The organism is Streptomyces sp. NPDC088745, from assembly GCF_044751045.1.
In the GTDB taxonomy this organism is placed as follows: domain Bacteria; phylum Actinomycetota; class Actinomycetes; order Streptomycetales; family Streptomycetaceae; genus Streptomyces; species Streptomyces cremeus.
The window spans coordinates 449,431-469,090 of record NZ_JBIVLB010000002.1 but is presented as its reverse complement, the minus strand read 5'-3'; the positions used below and the strand labels follow the sequence as shown (position 1 = coordinate 469,090).

The 19,660-nt window shown below is 72.2% G+C and carries 19 protein-coding genes; 11 read left to right on the top strand and 8 right to left on the bottom strand.

Translation table 11 applies throughout. From position 1 onward, the window contains the following. Positions 1 to 149: 149 nt before the first annotated feature. Positions 150 to 848, top strand: coding sequence for an alpha/beta fold hydrolase (locus ACIP93_RS06685; protein ID WP_401756412.1), 699 nt, complete (start codon positions 150 to 152; stop codon positions 846 to 848). A 108-nt stretch (positions 849 to 956) separates the two neighbouring features. On the opposite strand, the gene ACIP93_RS06680 is transcribed toward ACIP93_RS06685, so the two are convergent. Next, a complete protein-coding gene (locus ACIP93_RS06680; protein ID WP_401756409.1) occupies positions 957 to 1,577 on the bottom strand; it encodes a hypothetical protein in 621 nt (206 codons plus the stop codon). An 89-nt stretch (positions 1,578 to 1,666) separates the two neighbouring features. On the opposite strand from ACIP93_RS06680, the gene ACIP93_RS06675 reads away from it, so the two are divergent. Next, on the top strand, positions 1,667 to 2,254 hold the full coding sequence (locus ACIP93_RS06675; RefSeq protein WP_401756406.1) for a DUF1707 domain-containing protein: 588 nt from the start codon (positions 1,667 to 1,669) through the stop codon (positions 2,252 to 2,254). 18 nt (positions 2,255 to 2,272) lie between these two features. On the opposite strand, the gene ACIP93_RS06670 is transcribed toward ACIP93_RS06675, so the two are convergent. Further along, positions 2,273 to 2,665 carry a DUF192 domain-containing protein gene (locus ACIP93_RS06670; RefSeq protein WP_401756403.1) on the bottom strand — a complete coding sequence of 131 codons (393 nt, stop codon included), beginning with the start codon at positions 2,663 to 2,665 and terminating at the stop codon, positions 2,273 to 2,275. Between the two features lie 133 nt (positions 2,666 to 2,798). Between ACIP93_RS06670 and ACIP93_RS06665 the strand changes: the two genes are divergently transcribed. From ACIP93_RS06665 to ACIP93_RS06655, 3 genes are all read left to right on the top strand, one after another. Beyond that, positions 2,799 to 3,614, top strand: a complete 816-nt coding sequence (locus tag ACIP93_RS06665; protein ID WP_401756400.1) for a prepilin peptidase — start codon at positions 2,799 to 2,801, stop codon at positions 3,612 to 3,614. Between the two features lie 95 nt (positions 3,615 to 3,709). Beyond that, positions 3,710 to 4,864 carry a chemotaxis protein gene (locus tag ACIP93_RS06660; RefSeq protein ID WP_401756397.1) on the top strand — a complete coding sequence of 385 codons (1,155 nt, stop codon included), beginning with the start codon at positions 3,710 to 3,712 and terminating at the stop codon, positions 4,862 to 4,864. Positions 4,865 to 5,101: 237 nt separating this feature from the next. Continuing rightward, entirely contained in the window at positions 5,102 to 6,625 is a 1,524-nt protein-coding gene (locus ACIP93_RS06655) for a DUF2079 domain-containing protein (protein WP_401756394.1), read from the top strand. Positions 6,626 to 6,883: 258 nt separating this feature from the next. Here ACIP93_RS06655 and mgrA read toward each other — a convergent pair whose 3' ends face one another. Beyond that, positions 6,884 to 7,924 carry an L-glyceraldehyde 3-phosphate reductase gene (gene mgrA / locus ACIP93_RS06650; protein ID WP_345228674.1) on the bottom strand — a complete coding sequence of 347 codons (1,041 nt, stop codon included), beginning with the start codon at positions 7,922 to 7,924 and terminating at the stop codon, positions 6,884 to 6,886. Between the two features lie 140 nt (positions 7,925 to 8,064). Between mgrA and ACIP93_RS06645 the strand changes: the two genes are divergently transcribed. From ACIP93_RS06645 to ACIP93_RS06625, 5 genes are all read left to right on the top strand, one after another. Then, positions 8,065 to 8,826 carry an isoprenyl transferase gene (locus ACIP93_RS06645; protein ID WP_189820801.1) on the top strand — a complete coding sequence of 254 codons (762 nt, stop codon included), beginning with the start codon at positions 8,065 to 8,067 and terminating at the stop codon, positions 8,824 to 8,826. 304 nt (positions 8,827 to 9,130) lie between these two features. Further along, on the top strand, positions 9,131 to 10,453 hold the full coding sequence (locus ACIP93_RS06640) for a PhoH family protein (RefSeq protein WP_401756390.1): 1,323 nt from the start codon (positions 9,131 to 9,133) through the stop codon (positions 10,451 to 10,453). A 386-nt stretch (positions 10,454 to 10,839) separates the two neighbouring features. Then, the gene (locus ACIP93_RS06635; RefSeq protein ID WP_345229163.1) at positions 10,840 to 11,592 is read left to right on the top strand and encodes a transglycosylase SLT domain-containing protein; all 753 of its coding nucleotides are present in this window, start codon (positions 10,840 to 10,842) and stop codon (positions 11,590 to 11,592) included. A 141-nt stretch (positions 11,593 to 11,733) separates the two neighbouring features. Further along, positions 11,734 to 13,107, top strand: a complete 1,374-nt coding sequence (locus ACIP93_RS06630) for an AI-2E family transporter (protein WP_401756387.1) — start codon at positions 11,734 to 11,736, stop codon at positions 13,105 to 13,107. Next, the gene (locus ACIP93_RS06625; RefSeq protein WP_401756384.1) at positions 13,104 to 13,832 is read left to right on the top strand and encodes a hypothetical protein; all 729 of its coding nucleotides are present in this window, start codon (positions 13,104 to 13,106) and stop codon (positions 13,830 to 13,832) included. Before ACIP93_RS06630 ends, ACIP93_RS06625 begins: the two co-directional genes overlap by 4 nt. A gap of 67 nt (positions 13,833 to 13,899) precedes the next feature. Here ACIP93_RS06625 and ACIP93_RS06620 read toward each other — a convergent pair whose 3' ends face one another. Next, positions 13,900 to 14,433 carry an alkyl hydroperoxide reductase gene (locus ACIP93_RS06620; RefSeq protein ID WP_345228669.1) on the bottom strand — a complete coding sequence of 178 codons (534 nt, stop codon included), beginning with the start codon at positions 14,431 to 14,433 and terminating at the stop codon, positions 13,900 to 13,902. Between the two features lie 51 nt (positions 14,434 to 14,484). Further along, complete coding sequence (locus tag ACIP93_RS06615) at positions 14,485 to 15,039, bottom strand: peroxiredoxin (RefSeq protein ID WP_345228668.1); 555 nt, start codon at positions 15,037 to 15,039, stop codon at positions 14,485 to 14,487. A 135-nt stretch (positions 15,040 to 15,174) separates the two neighbouring features. Here ACIP93_RS06615 and ACIP93_RS06610 point away from each other — a divergent pair, with 135 nt between their 5' ends. After that, positions 15,175 to 16,197, top strand: coding sequence for a LysR substrate-binding domain-containing protein (locus ACIP93_RS06610; RefSeq protein ID WP_401756380.1), 1,023 nt, complete (start codon positions 15,175 to 15,177; stop codon positions 16,195 to 16,197). On the opposite strand, the gene ACIP93_RS06605 is transcribed toward ACIP93_RS06610, so the two are convergent. From ACIP93_RS06605 to ACIP93_RS06595, 3 genes are read right to left on the bottom strand one after another with little or no spacing between them, the layout of a single operon-like run. Beyond that, on the bottom strand, positions 16,133 to 18,433 hold the full coding sequence (locus tag ACIP93_RS06605; RefSeq protein ID WP_401756377.1) for an ABC transporter permease: 2,301 nt from the start codon (positions 18,431 to 18,433) through the stop codon (positions 16,133 to 16,135). The two genes, ACIP93_RS06610 and ACIP93_RS06605, sit on opposite strands and share 65 nt — an antisense overlap. Then, positions 18,430 to 19,122, bottom strand: a complete 693-nt coding sequence (locus tag ACIP93_RS06600) for an ABC transporter ATP-binding protein (protein WP_345228664.1) — start codon at positions 19,120 to 19,122, stop codon at positions 18,430 to 18,432. Before ACIP93_RS06600 ends, ACIP93_RS06605 begins: the two co-directional genes overlap by 4 nt. Then, on the bottom strand, positions 19,119 to 19,643 hold the full coding sequence (locus tag ACIP93_RS06595; protein WP_345228663.1) for a PadR family transcriptional regulator: 525 nt from the start codon (positions 19,641 to 19,643) through the stop codon (positions 19,119 to 19,121). The genes ACIP93_RS06600 and ACIP93_RS06595 overlap by 4 nt, the downstream gene beginning before the upstream one ends. Positions 19,644 to 19,660 lie beyond the last annotated feature (17 nt).

Below are 19,660 nucleotides of genomic sequence, written 5' to 3'. Positions count from 1 at the left end.
GACGGCGCCGCCTTCCAGCAGCGGGGCGGGTGCGCCGGGGGCGAGTCGAGTGACGGGGACGGTGACCTGCCGAGGTCGAAGATCAAGCCAGGGTGCGTACCGCACGTATTTCCGGAGCAGTCGCCGGGCCGCCCCGCTACGGTGCGGCCATGGTGAACTTTGTGCTTGTTGCAGGTGCGCGGCTCGGGGCGTGGGCGTGGGACGACGTGGTGCCGCACCTGCGCGCGGCCGGCCATGGCGTCCACCCGCTGACGCTGTCCGGCCTCGCCGAGAAGCAGGGTGTGCCCGCCGGGCAGCAGACCCACGTCCAGGACATCGTTGACGAGGTCGAACGACATGACCTGCGCGATGTCGTCCTGGTGGGGCACAGCTACTCCGGTGTCCCCAGCGGTCAGGCCGCCGGGCGGATCGGCGACCGGCTGGCGCGAATGGTCTTCCTCGACTCCAGTGTTCCGGCCGACGGTGAACCGTTCGTCGCCACCTGGCCGGACGGCGGAACGGCGATGAGGGCGACGATCGCCGAGAACGGCGGATTCTGGCCGGTCGCGCCCGCGACGCACTTCGAGGACCACGGCCTCACCGACGACCAGATCGCCCGGATCGTGGGCGGCTCGACGCCGCACCCGGGTGCCACGCTGACCGAGGCCGCCGTGCTGGACGGGCCGCTCGGCGACCTTCCGGCGACGTACATCAAGTGCACGCTCGGTGACCCCGAGCCGAGTGACGACGTGGCCGAGCTGCTGACCGGCGGGCGCTGGCGGCTGATCGAGATGGACACCGGCCACTGGCCGATGTTCTCCCGGCCGGGCGAACTGGCACGGATTCTCATCGACGCAGCCGGGGCGTGACCGCACGTCCATGCGCGCGGACCACCACCGGTGTCCTGCCGACTGCGCGCCCGTGACGGCTCGTTCGCGGTTCCCCGCGCCCCGGGCGGGGCGCGGACGCCGCGGACGCTATGCCCCCTTGAGGGCGCGTTCGATGCGCGCCGCCTGGTTCGTGGCGAACTCCGAGAGGCCCGCCGTGTCCTTGCTGCGGTACTCCTGGGAGACCGCCACCACCACCGGGCCCACCCGGAAGTGCACCACCCGCAGCGCGCTCTCGTCGTCCTCGCCGGACTTGACGTAGGCGGAGACGTTGCCCACGGCGGGGCCCTTCTCCGCCGTGGCGTCGGAGGCCAGTTTCGTCTCCGCCCTGTACCCCGCCTCGGCGGCGGCCTTGCTGCCGTAGGACTTGACGCTCGTGCCGACCAACGCGCCGGACGCGTCCGTGTAGTTGCCGACGCCCTCGTGGGTGAGGCCGTCGCACGGGCCCTCGCAGGCCGCCGCCTGCGCCTTGATCCCGCCGTTGTCGCCCTGCCTGTCCTCCGCCCAGCCCTTCGGCAGATCCTTGGCCCGCAGCAGCGCCCCGTCCAGCGACGGTACGTCCTTGAAGGGGGCCGCCGGGTCGGACAGCCCCGCCTGCGCGGACCCGCCGCCCTTGCCGTCCGCGCCGTCGGAGTCCCCGCCGCCGCACGCCGACACCGTCAGCAGCAGCGCGGCCGCGGCCGCCCCCACCCAGATCCTCCGGGACTTCATCACACGTACCTCTTCATCTCTTCACGCGGTGCATCCACCGGCAACCTATACACCGTGCCGCGGCACACCGTGCTTCGTATCATCGGCTCATGACCTCAGAACCCGGCCGCCGTCCGCTCCGTGCCTCCGACGCCGACCGCGAGGAGGTGGTCGAGCAACTGCGGGAGGCCGCCGCCGAGGGGCGGCTCGACATGGAGGAGCTGGACGAGCGGCTCGGGCTCGCCCTGACCGCCAAGACCGTCGCCGAGCTCGCGCCGCTGGTCGAGGACGTGATTCCGGCGCAGGACCTCCCCGCCGGGGAGCCCCTCGTGATCAAGGGCGGGGTGCACGGACAGTCCCGCGTCGGCGCGTGGAAGGTGCCGGCGCGCATCGTCGCCCACGGCGGCATGGGCGGCGTCACCCTCGACTTCACCCGAACTTCCGTGCGGCACAAGGTGATCGAGGTGGAGGCCAACGGTTCCGTGGCCCCCGTCACCCTCGTCGTCCCCGAGGGCTGGGGCGTCGACACCGACGGCGTCCACCCCGGCGTCGGCGGCCTCTGGAACAAGACCAAGGGCGAGCAGCGGCCCGGCACCCCGCTGGTCCGGGTCACCGGCAGCGGCGGCATGGGCGGCGTCTACGTCCGCAACCCCGGTCTGCTGCAACGCCGCAAGCTGCGGCGCGAGTCGGAGAGCTGACGGAGTCGTGGCCCGGGGTCACTCGCGCCGCGGGGCGGTGGCGTCGGCGACCCGCACACGGGTGCCCGCGCGTACCCCCCACCCCGTCAGCGCCCCCGCCTCCGCCTCCAGGACGTGCCGGGTGCGCAGAGGGGGGAGCGGGAGCCGGTTCGGGGGCGCGAGCCGGACGGCGAGGACCCGCAGGTCCCGGTCCAGGTAGGCGACCTCCAGCGGAAAACGCATCCGGAAGGTGTGGATGCCGGAGGCGGGAGTCAGCAGGAGCGCGCCCTCGATGCCGGTGCGGCCGAGGAGGCCCCGGGAGCGGGCGTGCGCGGAGGTGGCGATCTCCAGGGGGACGGGGGCCGGGACGCCGTCGATGTGCAGGGCGCCGTGACCGTCCTCGTAACGCCCCTGCCGTTCCTGCCGTCCCATGCCCGGACTGTACGAGCCCCGGGCCGCCCGTGCCAGGGGGAGCCCGGACTGTACGAGCCACAGGCCGCCGTGCCAGGGGGAGTGGGTCCACGGGCCCATGACTCGGGGGAGGGCCGCGCCTAGGGTGGGGCGGGTGTTCGCCACCGTGATCGCCCTCGCCGCCCTCTGGGGCGCCGCGACGGGACTGCTCCTGCCGCGTGCCGCCCACCGGCTCTCCGTCGAGCCCGGAGAGCCCTGGCGCAGTTCCTGCCCCGCCGGTCACCCCTTCACCGGGTTCGCCCGGGGATGGGCCGGCACCGGGCGGTGCGCGCGGTGCGAGGAGGGGCGCGGCGGCGGAGCGCCGCTGCGCACCGCCGTCGGCTCCACGACGTACGGCGAACCCCACAGCGCGACCCGCACCAGGAACCACACCAGGACTCTCCCCTACGTCCTCCTCTGCGCCCTCGCCTGCGCCGCCCTCGCCGCAGCCACCGGGCCGCGGCCCGAGCTGGGGGTCTGGCTGCTGCTCGCGCCCTTCGTCCTGCTGCTCGCCGCCGTCGACCTGCGGGTGCGGCGGCTGCCCGACGTCCTCACCCTGCCGCTCGCCGCCGCGGGCGCGGTGCTGCTCGGCCTCGCGGAGCTGCTGCCCGGCGACGGCGGGTCCTGGCTCGGCGCGCTGCTGGGCGGGGCCGGGCTCGGCGCCGCCCATCTGCTGCTCCATCTGATCAACCCCGACGGCATGGCGTTCGGCGACGTGAAGCTCGCGCTGGTGACCGGGACGGCCCTGGGCTGGTACGGGTTCCCCGTGCTCTTCACCGGCACCTTCGCGGGGTTCCTCCTCGGGTCGCTGTACGGGCTCGGGCTGATCGTCACCGGGCACGGCAGCCGGAAGTCGCAGTTCCCGTTCGGGCCGTTCATGATCGCCGGGGCCTGGGCGGGCGTCCTGCTCGGAGCGCTCGGGGCGCGCTGAGGCCGGACGCCGCGCACGGGCGGAACGGGGCCAATCGTGAGAAATTGCCTGGAGTAGTTGTGCCCTGCCCGACCGCCATCCCGAGTGGAGTGCCCATGAGTGACGAGGACGCCTCCGACCTGCTTGCCGAACTGCGCCGCCCCCGGCCCTACCCGGCCGTCTCCCTCACCCTGCCCACCCACCGGCACCGGCCCGAGAACCAGCAGGACCACATCCGGCTGCGCAACCTCCTCGCCGACGCCGAGAAGCGGCTCGCCGCCGACCCGCAGGTGAGCAAGGAGCAGGCGGCCGCCGTGACGGGCAATCTGAGCGAGGCGGTGGACGAGCTCGACCCCGAGCACTTCCTGGAGGGCCTGGTCCTCTTCGCCTCCGCCGACGAGGCCCGGACGTACCTGGTCAGCTCGACGGTCCCGGAGCGCGTCGTGATCGGCGAGACGTACCTGACCCGCAACCTGGTCGCCGCCTCCGCCCGGCAGATCCCCTACCTCGCGCTGCTCCTCAGCACCGGCGAGGTCCGGCTCTGGCACGGCGTCGGCTACGAACTGCACGAGATCGACCAGGCGGAGAGCGGCTTCCCGGTGATCTCCTCCGGTGTGGAGCGCGACGGTCCGCCCAACCGCGAGGGCGGCCACGGCGAGGAGCAGGACTTCCGCAACATGCTCACCGAGGCCGACCGGCGGCTCACCCCGCTGCTCCAGGAGGCGGCGCTTCCGGTGGTGGTCGTCGGGCTGCGGCAGCACGTCGTCACCTTCCGCGAGCTGTCCCGGCACAAGGCCGTGCTGGCGGCGGACCTGGAGGTCGGCGGCCTGCTCCAGGCGACCGCCCCCGAACTGGTCGAGCAGCTCGCCCCGGCCCGCGCCTCGCTGGCCGCGATCGACGCCGAGGAGGCCCTGAAGGCGCTGGACGCGGCCCGCAGCGGCAAGCGGTACGCGGCGGGGGTCCAGGACTGCTGGCAGGCGGCGCGCGAGGGCCGCGTGGGGCACCTGGTGGTGGAGGAGTCGGTGCGGGTCTCGGCCCGGGTGGAGGAGGTCGAGGGCGCGCCCCGCGCCGCGCTCGTGATCGTGGACGAGGCCAGCGACGGAGGTGGCGGAGGCGGCGGCGAGAGCGGCCAGGGCGTCGGCGACGGGGTCGAGGACGACGTCGTCGACTCGCTGGCGGAGATGGTGCTCGACGCCGACGGCGACGTGACGTTCGTACCGGACGGCTCGCTGACGGAGACCGGCGGCATCGCGGCGGCCCTGCGGTACTGAGCCGGGCCCCTCGATACCGAGCAGGGCCCCCGGCACCGAGCGAGGTCCCCCGGTACTGAGCGAGGCCCCCGGTATCGAGCGGGGCCCGCGCAGCGGTGGCGGGCGGTGCGGTGACGGCCGACGCGGCGGCGGGTGCGGCTCCGACGGGGCCGCACCCCCAGTGGTTAACCTCCGCATATGTGGACAATGCGAACAACGCGGACGACTCCTGACCGGACGTCGGTCCGGGTCGTGCCCGTGGCCGTGCGCCGAAGGGCGCGAAGAGCCGCCCCCTGGGCCTGGAGCGCCGCCCTCTTCGTCCTGTACGGCGCCCTCTCCGTGCGGCGGCACCAGCTCCTGCGCACCACCGGCTACGACCTCGGCATCTTCGAGCAGGCCGTCCAGGCGTACTCCCGACTGCGGCTGCCGTACGTCCCGTTGAAGGGCGAGGGCGGCACGGTCAACCTCCTCGGCGACCACTTCCACCCGATCCTGGCCGTCCTGGCACCCCTCTACCGGGTGTTCCCCGCCGCCGAGACCCTCCTGCTCGCCCAGGCCGCCCTGCTCGCCCTCGCCGTGGTGCCGCTCGCCCGGTGGGCCGGGCGGGTGCTCGGACGGGCCGCGCTGCACACCGTGGCCCTCGGGTACGGGCTGAGCTGGGGCATCGCCTCCACCGTCGCCTTCGACTTCCACGAAGTGGCCTTCGCCGTGCCCCTGCTGGCCTTCTCCCTGGAGGCCCTCGGGCGGGGACGCCACGAGCGGGCCGTGCTCCTCGCCGCACCCCTGCTGCTCGTCAAGGAGGACCTGGGGCTCACCCTGGCCGCGCTCGGCGGGTACCTGGTCTGGCGCGGGCGGCGCACGCTCGGGTTCGCGACCCTGCTGGGCGGGGTCCTCGGCACGCTCGTCATCACCAAGCTGCTGCTGCCCGCCCTCAGCCCATCGGGAACGTACGCCTACGGCGAGTACGTGGCGGAAGGCGGCCGGGGGTCCCTGCTCATGACCCTCGCCGCCGCCCCGCTCGACGCCCTGCGCCCCGAGGTCAAGGCCGTCACCCTCGTCCTCGTCTTCGCGCCGACCGCCCTGCTCGCCCTCCGCTCGCCGATCGCCCTGCTCGCCCTGCCCACCCTCGGCTGGCGGCTGCTGTCGCGGCACGACTACCACTGGGAGACCGCGTTCCACTACAGCGCGGTGCTCATGCCGATCGTCTTCGCCGCCGCGATCGACGCCCTCACGCCCTACGGCAGGTTCGGCCCGTTCTCCCCGGACGGGACCAAGGACAACCCCCTGGCCGCGCGCCACCTGCGCGCCTCGCTCGCCACCGTCCTCGCCGTCACCCTCGTCCTGCTCCCCTCCTTCCCCTTCGGCCTCGTGCTGCGCAAGGACACCTGGCGCACCCCCGGCCACGTCCACGCCGCCCGCGCGCTGCTCGCCCGCATCCCCGACGGGGCGACCGTCGCCGCCTCCAACCGGCTGGTCCCGCAGCTCGTCTCCCGGACCACCGTCGTCCTCTTCCCCGGCTACCCGATCCCCGGCAGGCTCTACGACACCGACGGCACGCCCCCGCCGCCCACGAGCGAGTGGATCCTGCACGACAGCCGCCCCCACCCGGCCTGGCCGCTGCCCGACGGGCACTGGCCGTACCCGCCGCACCGGCAACAGGAGGAGCTGGCACGGGCACAGAAGACGTACGGATACCGGGTCGTCGCCCAGGACGACGGGATCACGCTCCTGCGCCGGAAGGGGCCCGTCGCGCGCGACGGTGCAGAAACGTCAATCCGGTGAACCGGCCGACACCCCGACGGGGGAAACCCGAGGAGCGGATTTCCGCCCGCCGAAAGGGCTCCGATGCCATACGCCGCAAGGGATTCGGTACTTTGCACCGTGCACAGTGCCGACTTCGGAGAGTAATTATTCGCGTCCTGGTGCACGACATCACTCACGAAGGGTTATGGTGGAAACCCCCCCTCGGGCCGGTCCGTATCCCCCCCACGGACCGGCCCGTTTTTTGTCTCCGCGGCCCCGGGGAGCCCGGTGGCCCCGTCAGCCCCGTCCGGCCCAGATGTTCGTGCCGGGGGTCGAGACGGCGAAGGAGTCGATCTCCTTCAGCTCCGCCTCGGTGAGCTTCGGAGCCCCGAGCGCCGCCACGTTCTCCTCCAGCTGCCTCACGCTGGACGCTCCGATGAGCGCCGACGTCATCCGCTCGTCCCGCAGCACCCAGGAGAGCGCGAGCTGGGCGAGCGACTGGCCGCGCCGGGAGGCGATGTCGTTGAGCCCGTTGAGCCGGCGCACCACCTCCTCGCTCAGCAGGTCCGGGTCGAGGGACTTGCCCTGGGTCGCGCGCGAGCCCTCCGGGATGCCCTTGAGGTACTTGTTCGTCAGCAGGCCCTGGGCGAGCGGCACGAAGGAGATGCAGCCCATGCCCGCCTCCTCCAGGGTGTCCAGCAGGCCGTCGTCCTCCGTCCAGCGGTTGATCATCGAGTACGACGGCTGGTGGATGAGCGGGCGCACCCCCATCTCCCGCAGCAGGCGGGCCGCTTCGGCGGTCTGCTCGCTGGTGTACGAGGAGACGCCGACGTACAGCGCCTTGCCCTGCTGGACGGCGGACGCCAGTGCGCCCATCGTCTCCTCCAGCGGGGTGTCCGGGTCGAAGCGGTGCGAGTAGAAGACGTCGACGTAGTCCAGGCCCATCCGGTTCAGGGACGCGTCCAGCGAGGACAGCAGGTACTTGCGCGAGCCCCACTCGCCGTACGGGCCGGGGTGCATCCCGTAGCCCGCCTTGGTGGAGACGATCAGCTCGTCGCGGTACGGGGCGAAGTCCTGCGCGAAGATCTTGCCGAAGTTCAACTCGGCCGAGCCGGGCGGCGGACCGTAGTTGTTCGCCAGGTCGAAGTGGGTCACCCCGAGGTCGAAGGCGCGGCGCAGGATCGCGCGCTGCGAGTCGAGGGAGCGGTCGTCGCCGAAGTTGTGCCACAGCCCGAGGGAGACGGCCGGCAGCTTCAGGCCGCTGCGGCCCGAGCGTCGGTACTCCATCGTGTCGTAACGGTCGTCGGACGCGCGGTAGTGCGGGGAGTCATCAGTCACGGTTCCCCTCCCTATCACGTACGTACTTGTGACAGACCGGGTTGGGCCGGTGTGGCCCGTGCGCAGTAATGTGACCCGCTCGGGACCACGGCAGACCGCAGACTTCCGGGCCCCGGGGAACACGAGAGGGTGGAACCGCTGTGAACCTGCGCGACCTGGTGTATCGGCTCTACGCACGCCGGGTGGAGGGCCGCCTCGACCACGCCCAGGTGCCCAAGCACATCGGCGTCATCCTCGACGGCAACAGACGCTGGGCGAAGGCGGCGGGCGGCACCACCGAGCAGGGCCACAAGGCCGGCGCGAGCAAGATCCAGGAACTCCTCGGCTGGTGCGCGGAGACCGATGTCGAGGTCGTCACCCTCTGGATGCTCTCCACCGAGAACCTGGACCGCCCCGAGGCCGAACTCACCCCCCTGCTGTCCATCATCGAGGGCGCGGTGCGCGACCTCGCCGCCGACGGCCGCTGGCGCGTCCACCACGTCGGCACCATGGACATCCTTCCCGCGCGAACGCAGGGTGTCCTCAAGGAGGCCGAGCAGTCGACGTCGGGCAACAAGGGGATACTCGTCAACGTCGCCGTCGGCTACGGCGGCCGCCAGGAGATCGCCGACGCGGTCCGCTCGCTGCTCCTCGAACACGCCGAGAAGGGCACCTCCTTCGAGGAGCTCGCCGAGATCGTCGACGTCGAGCACATCTCCGAACACCTCTACACGCGCGGCCAGCCCGACCCGGATCTGGTCATCCGCACCAGCGGTGAGCAGCGGTTGTCCGGTTTCATGCTCTGGCAGAGCGCCCATTCGGAGTACTACTTCTGCGAGGTCTTCTGGCCGGCCTTCCGCAAGGTCGACTTCCTGCGCGCCCTGCGCGACTACGCGGCCAGGCACCGGCGTTACGGTTCCTGACCGCGTCCCGTACCCCCCTGACGTAGCGGACATGCGTCATCCGTCCCGGCCACGGCCAGGTATGGCGGCGCATGTTCGAGGGAATACCCCTTCCAGGTCGGCGTCCGGTCCACGGACGCCGAAATCCGAAGTGGGCGACTGGATGTCGCCCGCCCGGGAGGCCCTTTGCACCAGGACGCTCGCGCACCTCACGCGCAGGCGACGTGGAGGGCCGGCGACCGGCCCGCGCATCGCGGCCGGCTCCGGTCCCTCCGCCCGCGACGTCGTCGCACCCCAACCTCAGTACGAGGGGGTACGTCCTTCCGTGGTGAACAGCTCTAAGCGCCGCCTTCCCGACAGGCGCACCTACGTTCTCGACACCAGCGTCCTGCTGGCCGACCCCAGCTCCATGACCCGCTTCGAGGAGCACGAAGTCGTGCTGCCGATCGTGGTCATCACCGAACTGGAGGCCAAGCGGCACCATCCGGAACTCGGCTACTTCGCCCGGCAGGCCCTGCGCCTGCTCGACGACTACCGCATCCGGCACGGCCGCCTCGACGCCCCGATCCCGATCGGGGACCTCGGCGGGACGGTACGGGTCGAACTCAACCACTCCGACCCCGGCGTCCTGCCCGCCGGTTACCGGCTGGGGGACAACGACTCACGGATTCTCGCCGTCGCACGCAACCTCCAGGCCGAGGGGTACGACGTCACGGTCGTCTCCAAGGACCTGCCGCTGCGCATCAAGGCCTCCTCGGTGGGCCTCCTCGCCGAGGAGTACCGCGCCGAGCTGGCCATCACCGACTCCGGCTGGACCGGAATGTCCGAACTCACCCTGGAGGCCGACCAGGTCGACCTGCTCTTCAGCGAGGAGCGGGTGTACGTCCCCGAGGCCGCCGACCTGCCCGTCCACACGGGGCTGGTGCTCCAGTCGGAGCGCGGCAGGGCGCTGGGCCGGGTCACGGCCGACGGCAACGTCCGTCTCGTACGGGGAGACAGGGGGGCCTTCGGCATCCACGGGCGCAGCGCGGAGCAGCGGATCGCGCTGGACCTATTGCTCGACCCCGAGGTCGGCATCGTCTCGCTGGGCGGCCGGGCCGGCACCGGCAAGTCCGCGCTCGCCCTGTGCGCGGGCCTGGAGGCCGTCCTGGAACGCCAGGAGCACAAGAAGGTGATGGTCTTCCGGCCGCTGTACGCGGTCGGCGGGCAGGAGCTCGGCTACCTGCCGGGGTCCGAGTCCGAGAAGATGTCGCCGTGGGCGCAGGCCGTCTTCGACACCCTCTCCGCCGTCGCGGGCAAGGAGGTCATCGAGGAGGTGCTCGGCCGCGGGATGCTGGAGGTGCTGCCGCTCACCCACATCCGGGGCCGGTCGCTGCACGACGCGTTCGTGATCGTGGACGAGGCCCAGTCGCTGGAGCGGAACGTCCTGCTGACGGTGCTGTCCCGGATCGGGGCGAACTCGCGGGTCGTGCTCACCCATGACGTCGCGCAGCGCGACAACCTCAGGGTCGGCCGGTACGACGGAGTGGTCGCCGTCGTCGAGAAACTGAAGGGGCATCCGCTCTTCGCCCACGTCACGCTCACCCGCTCCGAGCGCTCGCAGATCGCGGCCCTCGTGACCGAGATGCTGGAGGACGGCCAGATCTGACCACCCGTCGCATCGAGCGGCGGCACGGCGCCGTCCGGCACAGCCCGCGGGAAGCGGGTGATCCTAGCCGGACGGCGCTTTCGTGCGCCCGGGGTTCCACGAATCCGCCGTCCCGAAACCGATGTGACCTTTCACACGCACCGAAGAATTGATTGTCCGCCCGATCTTCCGGCAGAGTCTTGCTTCCGTCAGGCCCCGCATACGGCACACCCGCACCTCCACAGGTGCGACACCACACAAATCAACAGACAGCGCCGTATGCCGCCCGAGTAACACGGAGCACTCCCCCGGGAGTTGCCCACCGGGTCCGAGCCTCCCGTGACACAGCACGTAGGGAGGACAGCGCCAGGGGTGCGATTGCGTCCGCGAGGGTCACCGGCCGGACGCTGCTGGAAGGAAACCGTGTGAGCCGGATCTCGGTTCGGGGATTCGCAGTGGCCTCGGCCACCGCAGTCACCACAGTCGGCGCCGTCGTGGGCGTCGCATCGGGCGACGTGCAGTCGTCGAGCGACAACAACTTCGAGGCAGCCGCCGCCGACACGACTCTCCTCGCGGACATCCCCGTCGGCCAGCAGGCGCAGGTCGCCTCCGCCGCCGTGGCGCAGCAGGCGGACGTGCAGGCCGCCGCCGCCGACGAAGCCGCCAAGACGCAGGCCGAGCAGTCCGCCCGTCTCAAGGCCGCCGCCGACGCCAAGGCCAAGAAGGAGAAGGCCGACGAGGCGAAGGCCGCCAAGGAGAAGGCCGAGAAGGCGGAGAAGGAGGCGAAGGAGCGCGAGCAGGTCGAAGAGGTCGCGAACCGCTCCTCCCGCGACACCGGCGAGGTCTCCTTCGAGCAGAAGTCCTCGTACACCGTCGCCGAGGTCAAGGCGATGGCCCGCCAGATCGTCCCGGCCGGCCAGTTCCAGTGCTTCAGCAACATCGTCACCCGCGAGTCCACCTGGAACTACCAGGCGCAGAACCCGACCTCGGCCGCCTACGGCCTGGTCCAGTCCAACCCGGGCTCCAAGATGGCCTCGGTCGCGCCCGACTGGCGCACCAACCCCGCCACGCAGATCAAGTGGGGTCTGAACTACATGAACGTCCGTTACGGCAGCCCCTGCGAGGCCTGGTCGTTCTGGCAGAACAACCACTACTACTAGGAGCGCCGAACCCGGGTACACGTCCCCCCGGGCACTCAACTCCGCGGAGCCCCCCACCGTCCTACGGTGGGGGGCTCCGCACGTGTACGGTTCGGTCGTCCGCCAACTCCGGGGGGAGTCGTGGGGGGAAGAGGAAACATCATGTCGAAGACACCAGGATGGCTCGGCGGGCTCGGCGCCCGGCTGACCCACATGGGAGAGCGTCTGGAAGAGCGCCGCGCCCGCGCGCACGCCGACCCCGACGCCGTGGCCGTTCCGGAGGTCGACGTGCCCGACCATGTCCCCCCGCCCCCCGACTACGCCCCCGCGGTGGCCGCCAAGCCCGAACCCGCCGCCGCGGTGCCCTGGGGCCTGCGGGTCGCCGCCGAGGCCTCCTGGCGGATCCTGGTCCTGGCCGCCGTCATCTGGATGCTCGGCCAGATCATCGTCCAGGTGCAACTGGTCGCCTTCGCCTTCATGGGCTCCCTGCTGGTCACCGCGCTGCTCCAGCCGACGGTCTCGCGGCTGCGCGGACTGGGCCTGCCGCGCGGGCTCGCCACGGCCTTCACCGCCGTCCTCGGCTTCGTCATCATGGGGCTCATCGGCTGGTTCGTGGTCTGGCAGATCATGGACAACGCCCAGGAGCTCACCGAGAAGGTGCAGAAGGGCATCGAGGACCTCCGCCACTGGCTCCTCAACAGCCCCTTCCACGTCACCGACAAGCAGATCAACGAGATCTCCAAGAACCTCAGCGACGCCATCGGCACCAACGTCCAGGAGATCACCTCCGCCGGACTCCAGGGCGTCACCGTCGTCGTCGAGCTCCTGACGGGCATGCTGCTCGCGATGTTCTCCACGCTCTTCCTGCTGTACGACGGCAAGAAGGTCTGGCAGTGGACGCTCAAGCTCGTCCCCGCCCAGGCGCGTCCCGGCATGGCGGGCGCGGGCCCGCGGGCCTGGCGCACCCTCACCGCCTATGTGCGGGGCACGGTGATAGTGGCCATGATCGACGCCATCTTCATCGGGCTCGGCCTCTTCTTCCTCGACGTCCCGATGGCCGTGCCGCTGGCCGTCGTGATCTTCCTCTTCGCCTTCATCCCGCTGGTCGGCGCGGTCATCTCGGGCGCGCTGGCCTGCGTCGTCGCACTCGTCGTGCAGGGCCCCTTCGTCGCGCTGATGGCGCTGATCGTGGTCCTGGCCGTGCAGCAGATCGAGGGCCACGTCCTCCAGCCGTTCATCCTGGGCCGCGCGGTACGCGTCCACCCGCTCGCGGTGGTGCTGTCCGTCGCCGCGGGCGGTCTGATGGCCGGCATCGGCGGCGCGGTGGTGGCGGTGCCGCTGGTGGCCGTCCTCAACACGGCGGTCGGCTACCTGCGCGCCTACTCCAAGGAGAACGCGCTGCGGGCCGCCCCCGGGCCGCACGGCGCGACCGCCCACGCGGTGGCGCCGACCCCGGCGCCGGGAAGCGAGCCGGCCCCCCCGGGGCCCGGGGCGACGGAGGACCGTACCCAGGACAAGGGCGACGGCATCGCGTGATCACCGAGCCGGAGCTGGTCGGCGGACCGGACGCCGGGCCGCGCCCGGAACCGCCCGCCGCCGGTGAGCGGTTCCGTGCACTGGCCCGGCTGCCGTGGGTGTGGGCGCTGGGCGGGGCGGTCGTCGCGTCGGCGGTGTGGGCGGGCGGGGTGCACCTGGTCCTGGGCCAGGGCCCGGACCAGCGCGGGTACCGGCTGGAGCACGGAGCCTGTGACGACCTGCGGGTCCCGGCCCTGGCCGCGGAGTTCGGCGGCCGGAACGCGCCCGCGGACGCCGCGTCCTTCCACCACGACCCGGCGCTGGTGACCCTGGAGTGCACTCTCGGCCTGCGGCCCCGCGCCGGGGCGCGCCCCGGCGACACGGTCGTCGACGTGGTGACCCTCTCCGTCGAGCAGCACCGGAAGACCGACCCGGGCCCCGAGTTCGCCGTACGCAGCAGGCGTGCGCCGCTTCACGCGCCCGGACTGGCCGACGAGCTGCCCCTCAGCGAGGTACGGGGACCGGCCGATGGGGCCTACTACGGCTCCGGCGCGACGGACGGGTTCGGCTGGGCCCGGCTGGCCGTCCTGGACGGCGGCGTCGTCCTGACCCTGGATGTGCGGCCCACGGTGCGGCCGCCGGAGGGGGCCGACGACGGTCCGTCGCGGGCGCCCGACCTGTCCGGGGTGCGGCAGGACGTCCTGACGGCGGACATGCGGTCGCTGATGGAGCAGCTCAAGAGGTAGGCGGAGGCGGTACGGAAAGGGGCCCACCGGCATCGCATGCCGGTGGGCCCCTTTCGCGCAACGCGCACTACTCCGCGAGGACGGCCTCGGAGTCGAGGGTGACGCCGACCGCCTGGATGACCGCGGCGATCTTCACGGCCTCCTGGATGGTCTCGCGGGAGACGTCCGCCTTGCGCAGGACCTGCTCGTGCGAGTCCAGGCACTGGCCGCAGCCGTTGATCGCGGAGACCGCGAGGGACCACAGCTCGAAGTCGACCTTCTCGACACCCGGGTTGCCGATGACGTTCATCCGCAGGCCCGCGCGCAGCGTCCCGTACTCCGGGTCGGAGAGCAGGTGGCGGGTGCGGTAGAAGACGTTGTTCATCGCCATGATCGCGGCGGCGGACTTGGCCGCCGTGAACGCCTCGGCGGAGAGGTTCGCCTTCGCCTCGGGCTCCAGCTCGCGCAGCACCCGCGGCGAGCGCGAGGCGATCGCGCAGGCCAGCACGGTGCCCCAGAGCTGCTGCTGCGGGAGGTCGCTGTTGCCGATGACCGAGCCCAGGTTCAGGCGCAGGTCCTTGGCGTAGTCCGGGACGGCGGACTTCAGTTCGTCGAGTGCCATGTCAGATCAATCCGTTCTGTGGTCCGTGCGGTCGGGCTGGTGCTTCGGGTTCTACTCGCCCGAGAGCAGCGCGACCGGGTCCAGGGTGTTCTCGCCCTTGGTCCAGTTGCACGGGCACAGCTCGTCCGTCTGGAGCGCGTCGAGGACCCGGAGGACCTCCTTCGGGTTACGGCCCACGGAACCGGCGGTCACCATCGTGAACTGGATCTCGTTGTTCGGGTCGACGATGAAGACGGCGCGCTGGGCGAAGCCGTCCTCGCCCTCGATGCCGAGGTCACGCATGAGCTCGTGCTTCGAGTCGGCCAGCATCGGGAAGGGCAGGTCGGTGAGGTCCGGGTGGTCCTTGCGCCAGGCGTGGTGCACGAACTCGGAGTCACCGGAGAAGCCGAGGATCTGGGCGTCGCGGTCGGCGAACTCCTCGTTCAGCTTGCCGAACGCGGCGATCTCGGTCGGGCAGACGAAGGTGAAGTCCTTGGGCCACGCGAAGACGACGCGCCACTTGCCCTCGTAGGACTTGTGGTTGATCTGCTCGAACTCCTTGCCCGACTCCAGGGAGACACAGGCGGTGAGGTCGTACGTGGGGAACTGGTCACCAACAGTGAGCACGCGCGCTCCTTGCTACAAAGGGAAAGTCCCGTTTCAGGGGTTTCCGGTGGGGGTGGACGGATCCCCAGAGTGACACAGGGGGCATTGATAGCGGAAATAGCTAGACTCGGTCGTACCGATCGGAGGTGGCTATCAGTGGCCGTAGTAAACAGGGGGAAACAGCCCTCGCTGGCGCAGTTGCGCGCTTTCGTGGCGGTCGCGGAGCACCTGCACTTCCGGGACGCGGCGGGCGCGCTCGGCATGAGCCAGCCGGCCCTCTCGGGGGCGGTCTCGGCGCTGGAGGAGACCCTGGGGGTCCAGCTCGTCGAGCGTACGACCCGCAAGGTGCTGCTCTCGGCGGCGGGGGAGCGGCTGGCGGTGCGGGCCCGGGTGGTGCTGGAGGCGGTCGGCGACCTGCTGGAGGAGGCGGAGGCGGCCCGGGCGCCCTTCACGGGGGTGCTGCGGCTCGGGGTGATCCCGACGGTCGCGCCGTACCTGCTGCCGACGGTCCTGCGGCTGGTGCACGACGCGTATCCGGCGCTGGACCTGCAGGTCCACGAGGAGCAGACGTCCTCGCTGGTGGAGGGGCTCGCGGCGGGCCGCCTGGACCTGCTCCTGCTGGCGGTGCCGCTCGGGGTGCCCGGGGTGGCCGAACTCCCGCTCTTCGACGAGGACTTCGTCCTGGTCATGCCGCACCGGCACTGGCTGGCCGGGCGGGACGACATCCCCCGGGAGGCGCTGCGGGAACTGCACCTGTTGCTGCTGGACGAGGGCCACTGCCTGCGGGACCAGGCGCTGGACGTGTGCCGGGAGGCGGGGCGGGAGGACGGGGGCCCGGTGACGACGACGGCCGCCGGCCTGTCGACCCTGGTCCAGTTGGTGGCGGGCGGCCTCGGGGTGACGCTGCTGCCGCGGACGGCCGTGCAGGTGGAGACGGGCCGCAACCCCGACCTGGTCACGGGGTACTTCGCGGACCCGGCCCCGTCCCGCCGCATCGCCCTCGCCATGCGGGCGGGAGCGGCGCGGGCGGCGGAGTTCGGCGAGTTCGCGCAGGCGCTGCGCGGGGCGCTGGAGGGGCTGCCGGTGCGGATGGTGCAGGACCGGGGCCGGGGGGCTACTCCGTGCGGAGGCCCTCCGGCCGCATCAGACGCCACAGCGCCGGCATGCTCAGCAGGGTGACGAGGAGGACGACTCCCGCGCCCAGGCCGGACATCGCCCCGATGGCGTTCCAGTCGATCCCGACCCGGAACCCCGTCATCAGCAGCAGCACCGCGCCCAGCCCGTAGCCGACCGCGACCGCGAGCAGCAGCCCCAGCCCGACCGGCAGGGCGGACTGCCACAGCACCGACCAGCCCAGGGTGGTGCGCCGGGTGCCGAAGGCGACCAGCGCGGCCAACAGCTTGCGCCGTTCGCGCAGTTGCTCCAGTTGGGAGATGAGCAGGCTGGCTCCGATCAGCAGCAGTACGCACGTCGAGCCCGCGAGGACGGCCCGCCGGATCTGGTCGAACCGGTCGTTGACCCGCTCCGCCGCCACGCCGTACACCTGGATCAACGGGTCGGCGGCCGCGAGGGCGTTGCGCGCGTGCTCGGTGGCGTCCACCGCCGCGGGGTCGACCTTGAGGTACATGCTGTGGCTGGAGACGGCGGCGGCCGCGGCCGGCATCGCGCCGGGGGTGGCCAGGATGCCCGCCGACTGGTCGCGCAGTCCGCCGGCCCTGACCGGGACGGTCGCCGCGCCGGCGGGCAGGGTCCACGGCACGGCACGGCCCTGCCCGGTGCCCTCCTCCGGATCGAGGTAGTACCTCTTCCCCGGCGTGATGCCGGCGGTCCCCTCGCCCGCGGCCAGGAAGGCGTCGCCGTCCCGGCAGGAGGGCAGTTCCGCGATCTGGCGCAGCGCCGGGCAGTCGCCCACCGTCACGTTGTTGATCCGCTGGGACTCCTTGGGCGCGTCACCGACGGTGGTGTCGGTGAGCCGCAGGGCGACGCGCACCCCCGGGATGCCGGCGAGCTGCTCCGCCAGCCGGTCGGCCCGGGGGGCGGCGGGGCTGGCGGCGTCGATGGCGACGGTGACGTCCGCGCGGGCCTTGTCGGCGCTGGTGTCCGTGGTGTACCGGCCGGACGCCGAGCCGAGCAGCATCTGGAGCGCGATCGCCCCGGCCACCGCGACGGCGATGCCGTTGACCGCCCTGGCGGCCGTACCACTGCTCAACTGGAGCCGCCGAATGGCGAGTTGCCAGGAGAGCGGTCCCCTGCCGAGGTGCGAGACGACCGATTCGACCACCCACGGCAGCAGCGCGGTGACGCCGATCAGCAGCAGCGCGGTGCCGCCGACGACGGGGAACTGGTCGAAGTTGCCTCCGGCGTCGCCCCGGCGGATCTGCGGCACCAGCAGGGCGAGCCCGGCCGCCGGCAGCAGCAGCCGCCACCAGAGCCGGCGGCGCACCGGCTTGGCGGTGCGGACCACGCCGAGCGGTTCGATGACCACGCCCCGCAGCGCGAGCAGCGTCACCAGGACCGCCGACGCGGGCACCGCCCCGCAGATCAGCAGGACCAGCCAGGGGGCGGGCACCAGGTCGGACGGGAAGACGCTGATGCTCTCCAGCGTGATCAGCCGGGCCATGGAGCGGGCCAGGAAGAACAGCCCGCCGCCCAGCAGGAGTCCGCCCAGCGCGCCGACGAAGGTCTCGCCCGCCGCGACCCACCGGGTGGACCTGGCGTCCGCGCCGACCAGCCGCAGCGCGGCCAGCCGCCGGTCGCGCCGCTCGCCGCCGAAACGCACGGCCGCCGCGATGAGCACGGCGACGGGGACGAGCAGCACCACGAGGGCGACCAGGACCAGGAGCATCATGGTGGAGTCCAGGCCCTCCCGGGACGCCCCCTCGAAGGCGTCGAGCCGGACGACTTCGCCGCGGCCCGCGACGAGCCGGTCGGTGCCCTGGAAGTAGGAGAGCTCGTGGGGTCCGAGCAGGCCCTCGTCGCTGATGACGGCGGTGACGGTGCCCTTCAGGCGCTCCCTCAGCAGCGCGCCCGCGTCGGAGTCCAGGAGTTTCCTGAGCTCGGGGGACACGGCCAGTTCGCCCGGCCCGGGCAGCGCGGTCAGACCGGGCGGCACGGGAGCGTCCGGACCCTCGGCCTGCACCAGCCTGCCCCGGATCGAGAGATCGCGGAAATCGGCCTGCGCGATGCCGAGCAGGAGCGTGTTCCGGCCGGCCGTGTCGGTGCGTCCGGCGAACTCCCCCCGTGCGTAACCCCGTTCGTCCCGTGCGGCGAGCGCGTTCGGGATGGCGGCGGTGATCAGCAGCAGGGACACGCCGAGGCCGACGCCGACCGCCGTCAGGATCGTACGGATCCAGCCCTCGCGGCCGCCGCTGACGGCGAACCGGGCGCCCAGCCGCAGGTCGTCGAGCGCGCTCATCCGGTGAACTCCAGGGTCAGGTCGCGGGACTTCCCGTCGCGCACGACGACTTCGCGGTCGGAGTAGGCGGCGACGCGGGCTTCGTGGGTGACCAGGACGACGGCGGCGTTGGTGGAGCGGGCGGCCTCGGTGAGGAGTTCCATGACGCGTTCGCCGTTGAGGGAGTCCAGGGCGCCGGTGGGCTCGTCGGCGAAGATCACCCGGGGGCCCGGGGCGAGGGCGCGGGCGACGGCGACGCGCTGGCCCTGGCCGCCGGAGACCTCGCCGGGGCGCTGGGCGGCGATGGTGTCGACTTCGAGGCGTTCCATCCAGGCCAGCGCGGTGCGCTCGGCGTCCTTGCGCTTGGCGCCGTTGAGGCGCAGCGGCAGGGCGACGTTCTCCACGCAACTGAGTTCCGGGACGAGCTGGCCGAACTGGAAGACGAAGCCGAAGTCGCTGCGGCGCAGGGCGCTGCGCTCGCGGTCGGTCATGGCGGAGAGCTCTCGGCCGTCGTAGGTGATGGTGCCGGAGTCGGGGGTGACGATGCCGGCCAGGCAGTGCAGCAGGGTGGACTTGCCGGAGCCGGAGGGGCCCATGACGGCGACGACCTCGCCGCGGTGCAGGGAGAAGGAGGCGTCGTCGAGGGCGGCGGTGGCGCCGTAGGTCTTGTGCAGGCCGGTGGCGGCGAGCAGGGAACCGGCGGGGGTCATCGGCGTACCTCCGTGGCGAGGCGGTCCAGGCGGGCGGCGGTCAGTTCCAGCCAGCGCAGGTCGGCTTCGAGGTGGAACAGGGCGTGGTCGCAGATCAGCTGGTCGGCGAGGTCGCCGCGGCGTTTGCGGTCGGTGAGGTTGCGCATCAGCCGCAGGTGCTCCGAGCGCTGGGTGTCCAGGAGCCGGTCGGCGGGGCGGCCGGTGAGCAGGGCCAGGACGACCTTGGTGTAGAGGGTCGACTGGAGGTAGGGCTCGGGCTTCTCGGGGGCGGCGAGCCACTGTTCGACGTCGGTGATCCCGGCGTCGGTGATGGCGTAGGTCTTGCGGTCGGGTCCGTTGCCGGACTCGGTGCCGTCGACTTCGACGAGGCCGTTCTTCAGCAGGCGGGACATCGTCGCGTAGACCTGGCCGTAGGCGAGGGGGCGGTCGTGCCCGAACTTCTCGTCGAAGGTGCGCTTCAGGTCGTAACCGTGGCGGGGGCCGGCCTCCAGGAGGCCGAGCAGCGTGTGGCTGATGGACATGCCCAGGACTATACACG

Bases quoted from the DNA above. Each gene is read 5' to 3' on its own strand.
- ACIP93_RS06630 (WP_401756387.1), top strand. From the start codon at position 11,734: ATGTCGAAGACACCAGGATGGCTCGGCGGGCTCGGCGCCCGGCTGACC.
- ACIP93_RS06675 (WP_401756406.1), top strand. From the start codon at position 1,667: ATGACCTCAGAACCCGGCCGCCGTCCGCTCCGTGCCTCCGACGCCGAC.
- ACIP93_RS06605 (WP_401756377.1), bottom strand. From the start codon at position 18,433: ATGAGCGCGCTCGACGACCTGCGGCTGGGCGCCCGGTTCGCCGTCAGC.
- ACIP93_RS06685 (WP_401756412.1), top strand. From the start codon at position 150: ATGGTGAACTTTGTGCTTGTTGCAGGTGCGCGGCTCGGGGCGTGGGCG.
- ACIP93_RS06670 (WP_401756403.1), bottom strand. From the start codon at position 2,665: ATGGGACGGCAGGAACGGCAGGGGCGTTACGAGGACGGTCACGGCGCC.
- ACIP93_RS06660 (WP_401756397.1), top strand. From the start codon at position 3,710: ATGAGTGACGAGGACGCCTCCGACCTGCTTGCCGAACTGCGCCGCCCC.
- ACIP93_RS06600 (WP_345228664.1), bottom strand. From the start codon at position 19,122: ATGACCCCCGCCGGTTCCCTGCTCGCCGCCACCGGCCTGCACAAGACC.
- ACIP93_RS06620 (WP_345228669.1), bottom strand. From the start codon at position 14,433: ATGGCACTCGACGAACTGAAGTCCGCCGTCCCGGACTACGCCAAGGAC.
- ACIP93_RS06680 (WP_401756409.1), bottom strand. From the start codon at position 1,577: ATGAAGTCCCGGAGGATCTGGGTGGGGGCGGCCGCGGCCGCGCTGCTG.
- ACIP93_RS06595 (WP_345228663.1), bottom strand. From the start codon at position 19,643: ATGTCCATCAGCCACACGCTGCTCGGCCTCCTGGAGGCCGGCCCCCGC.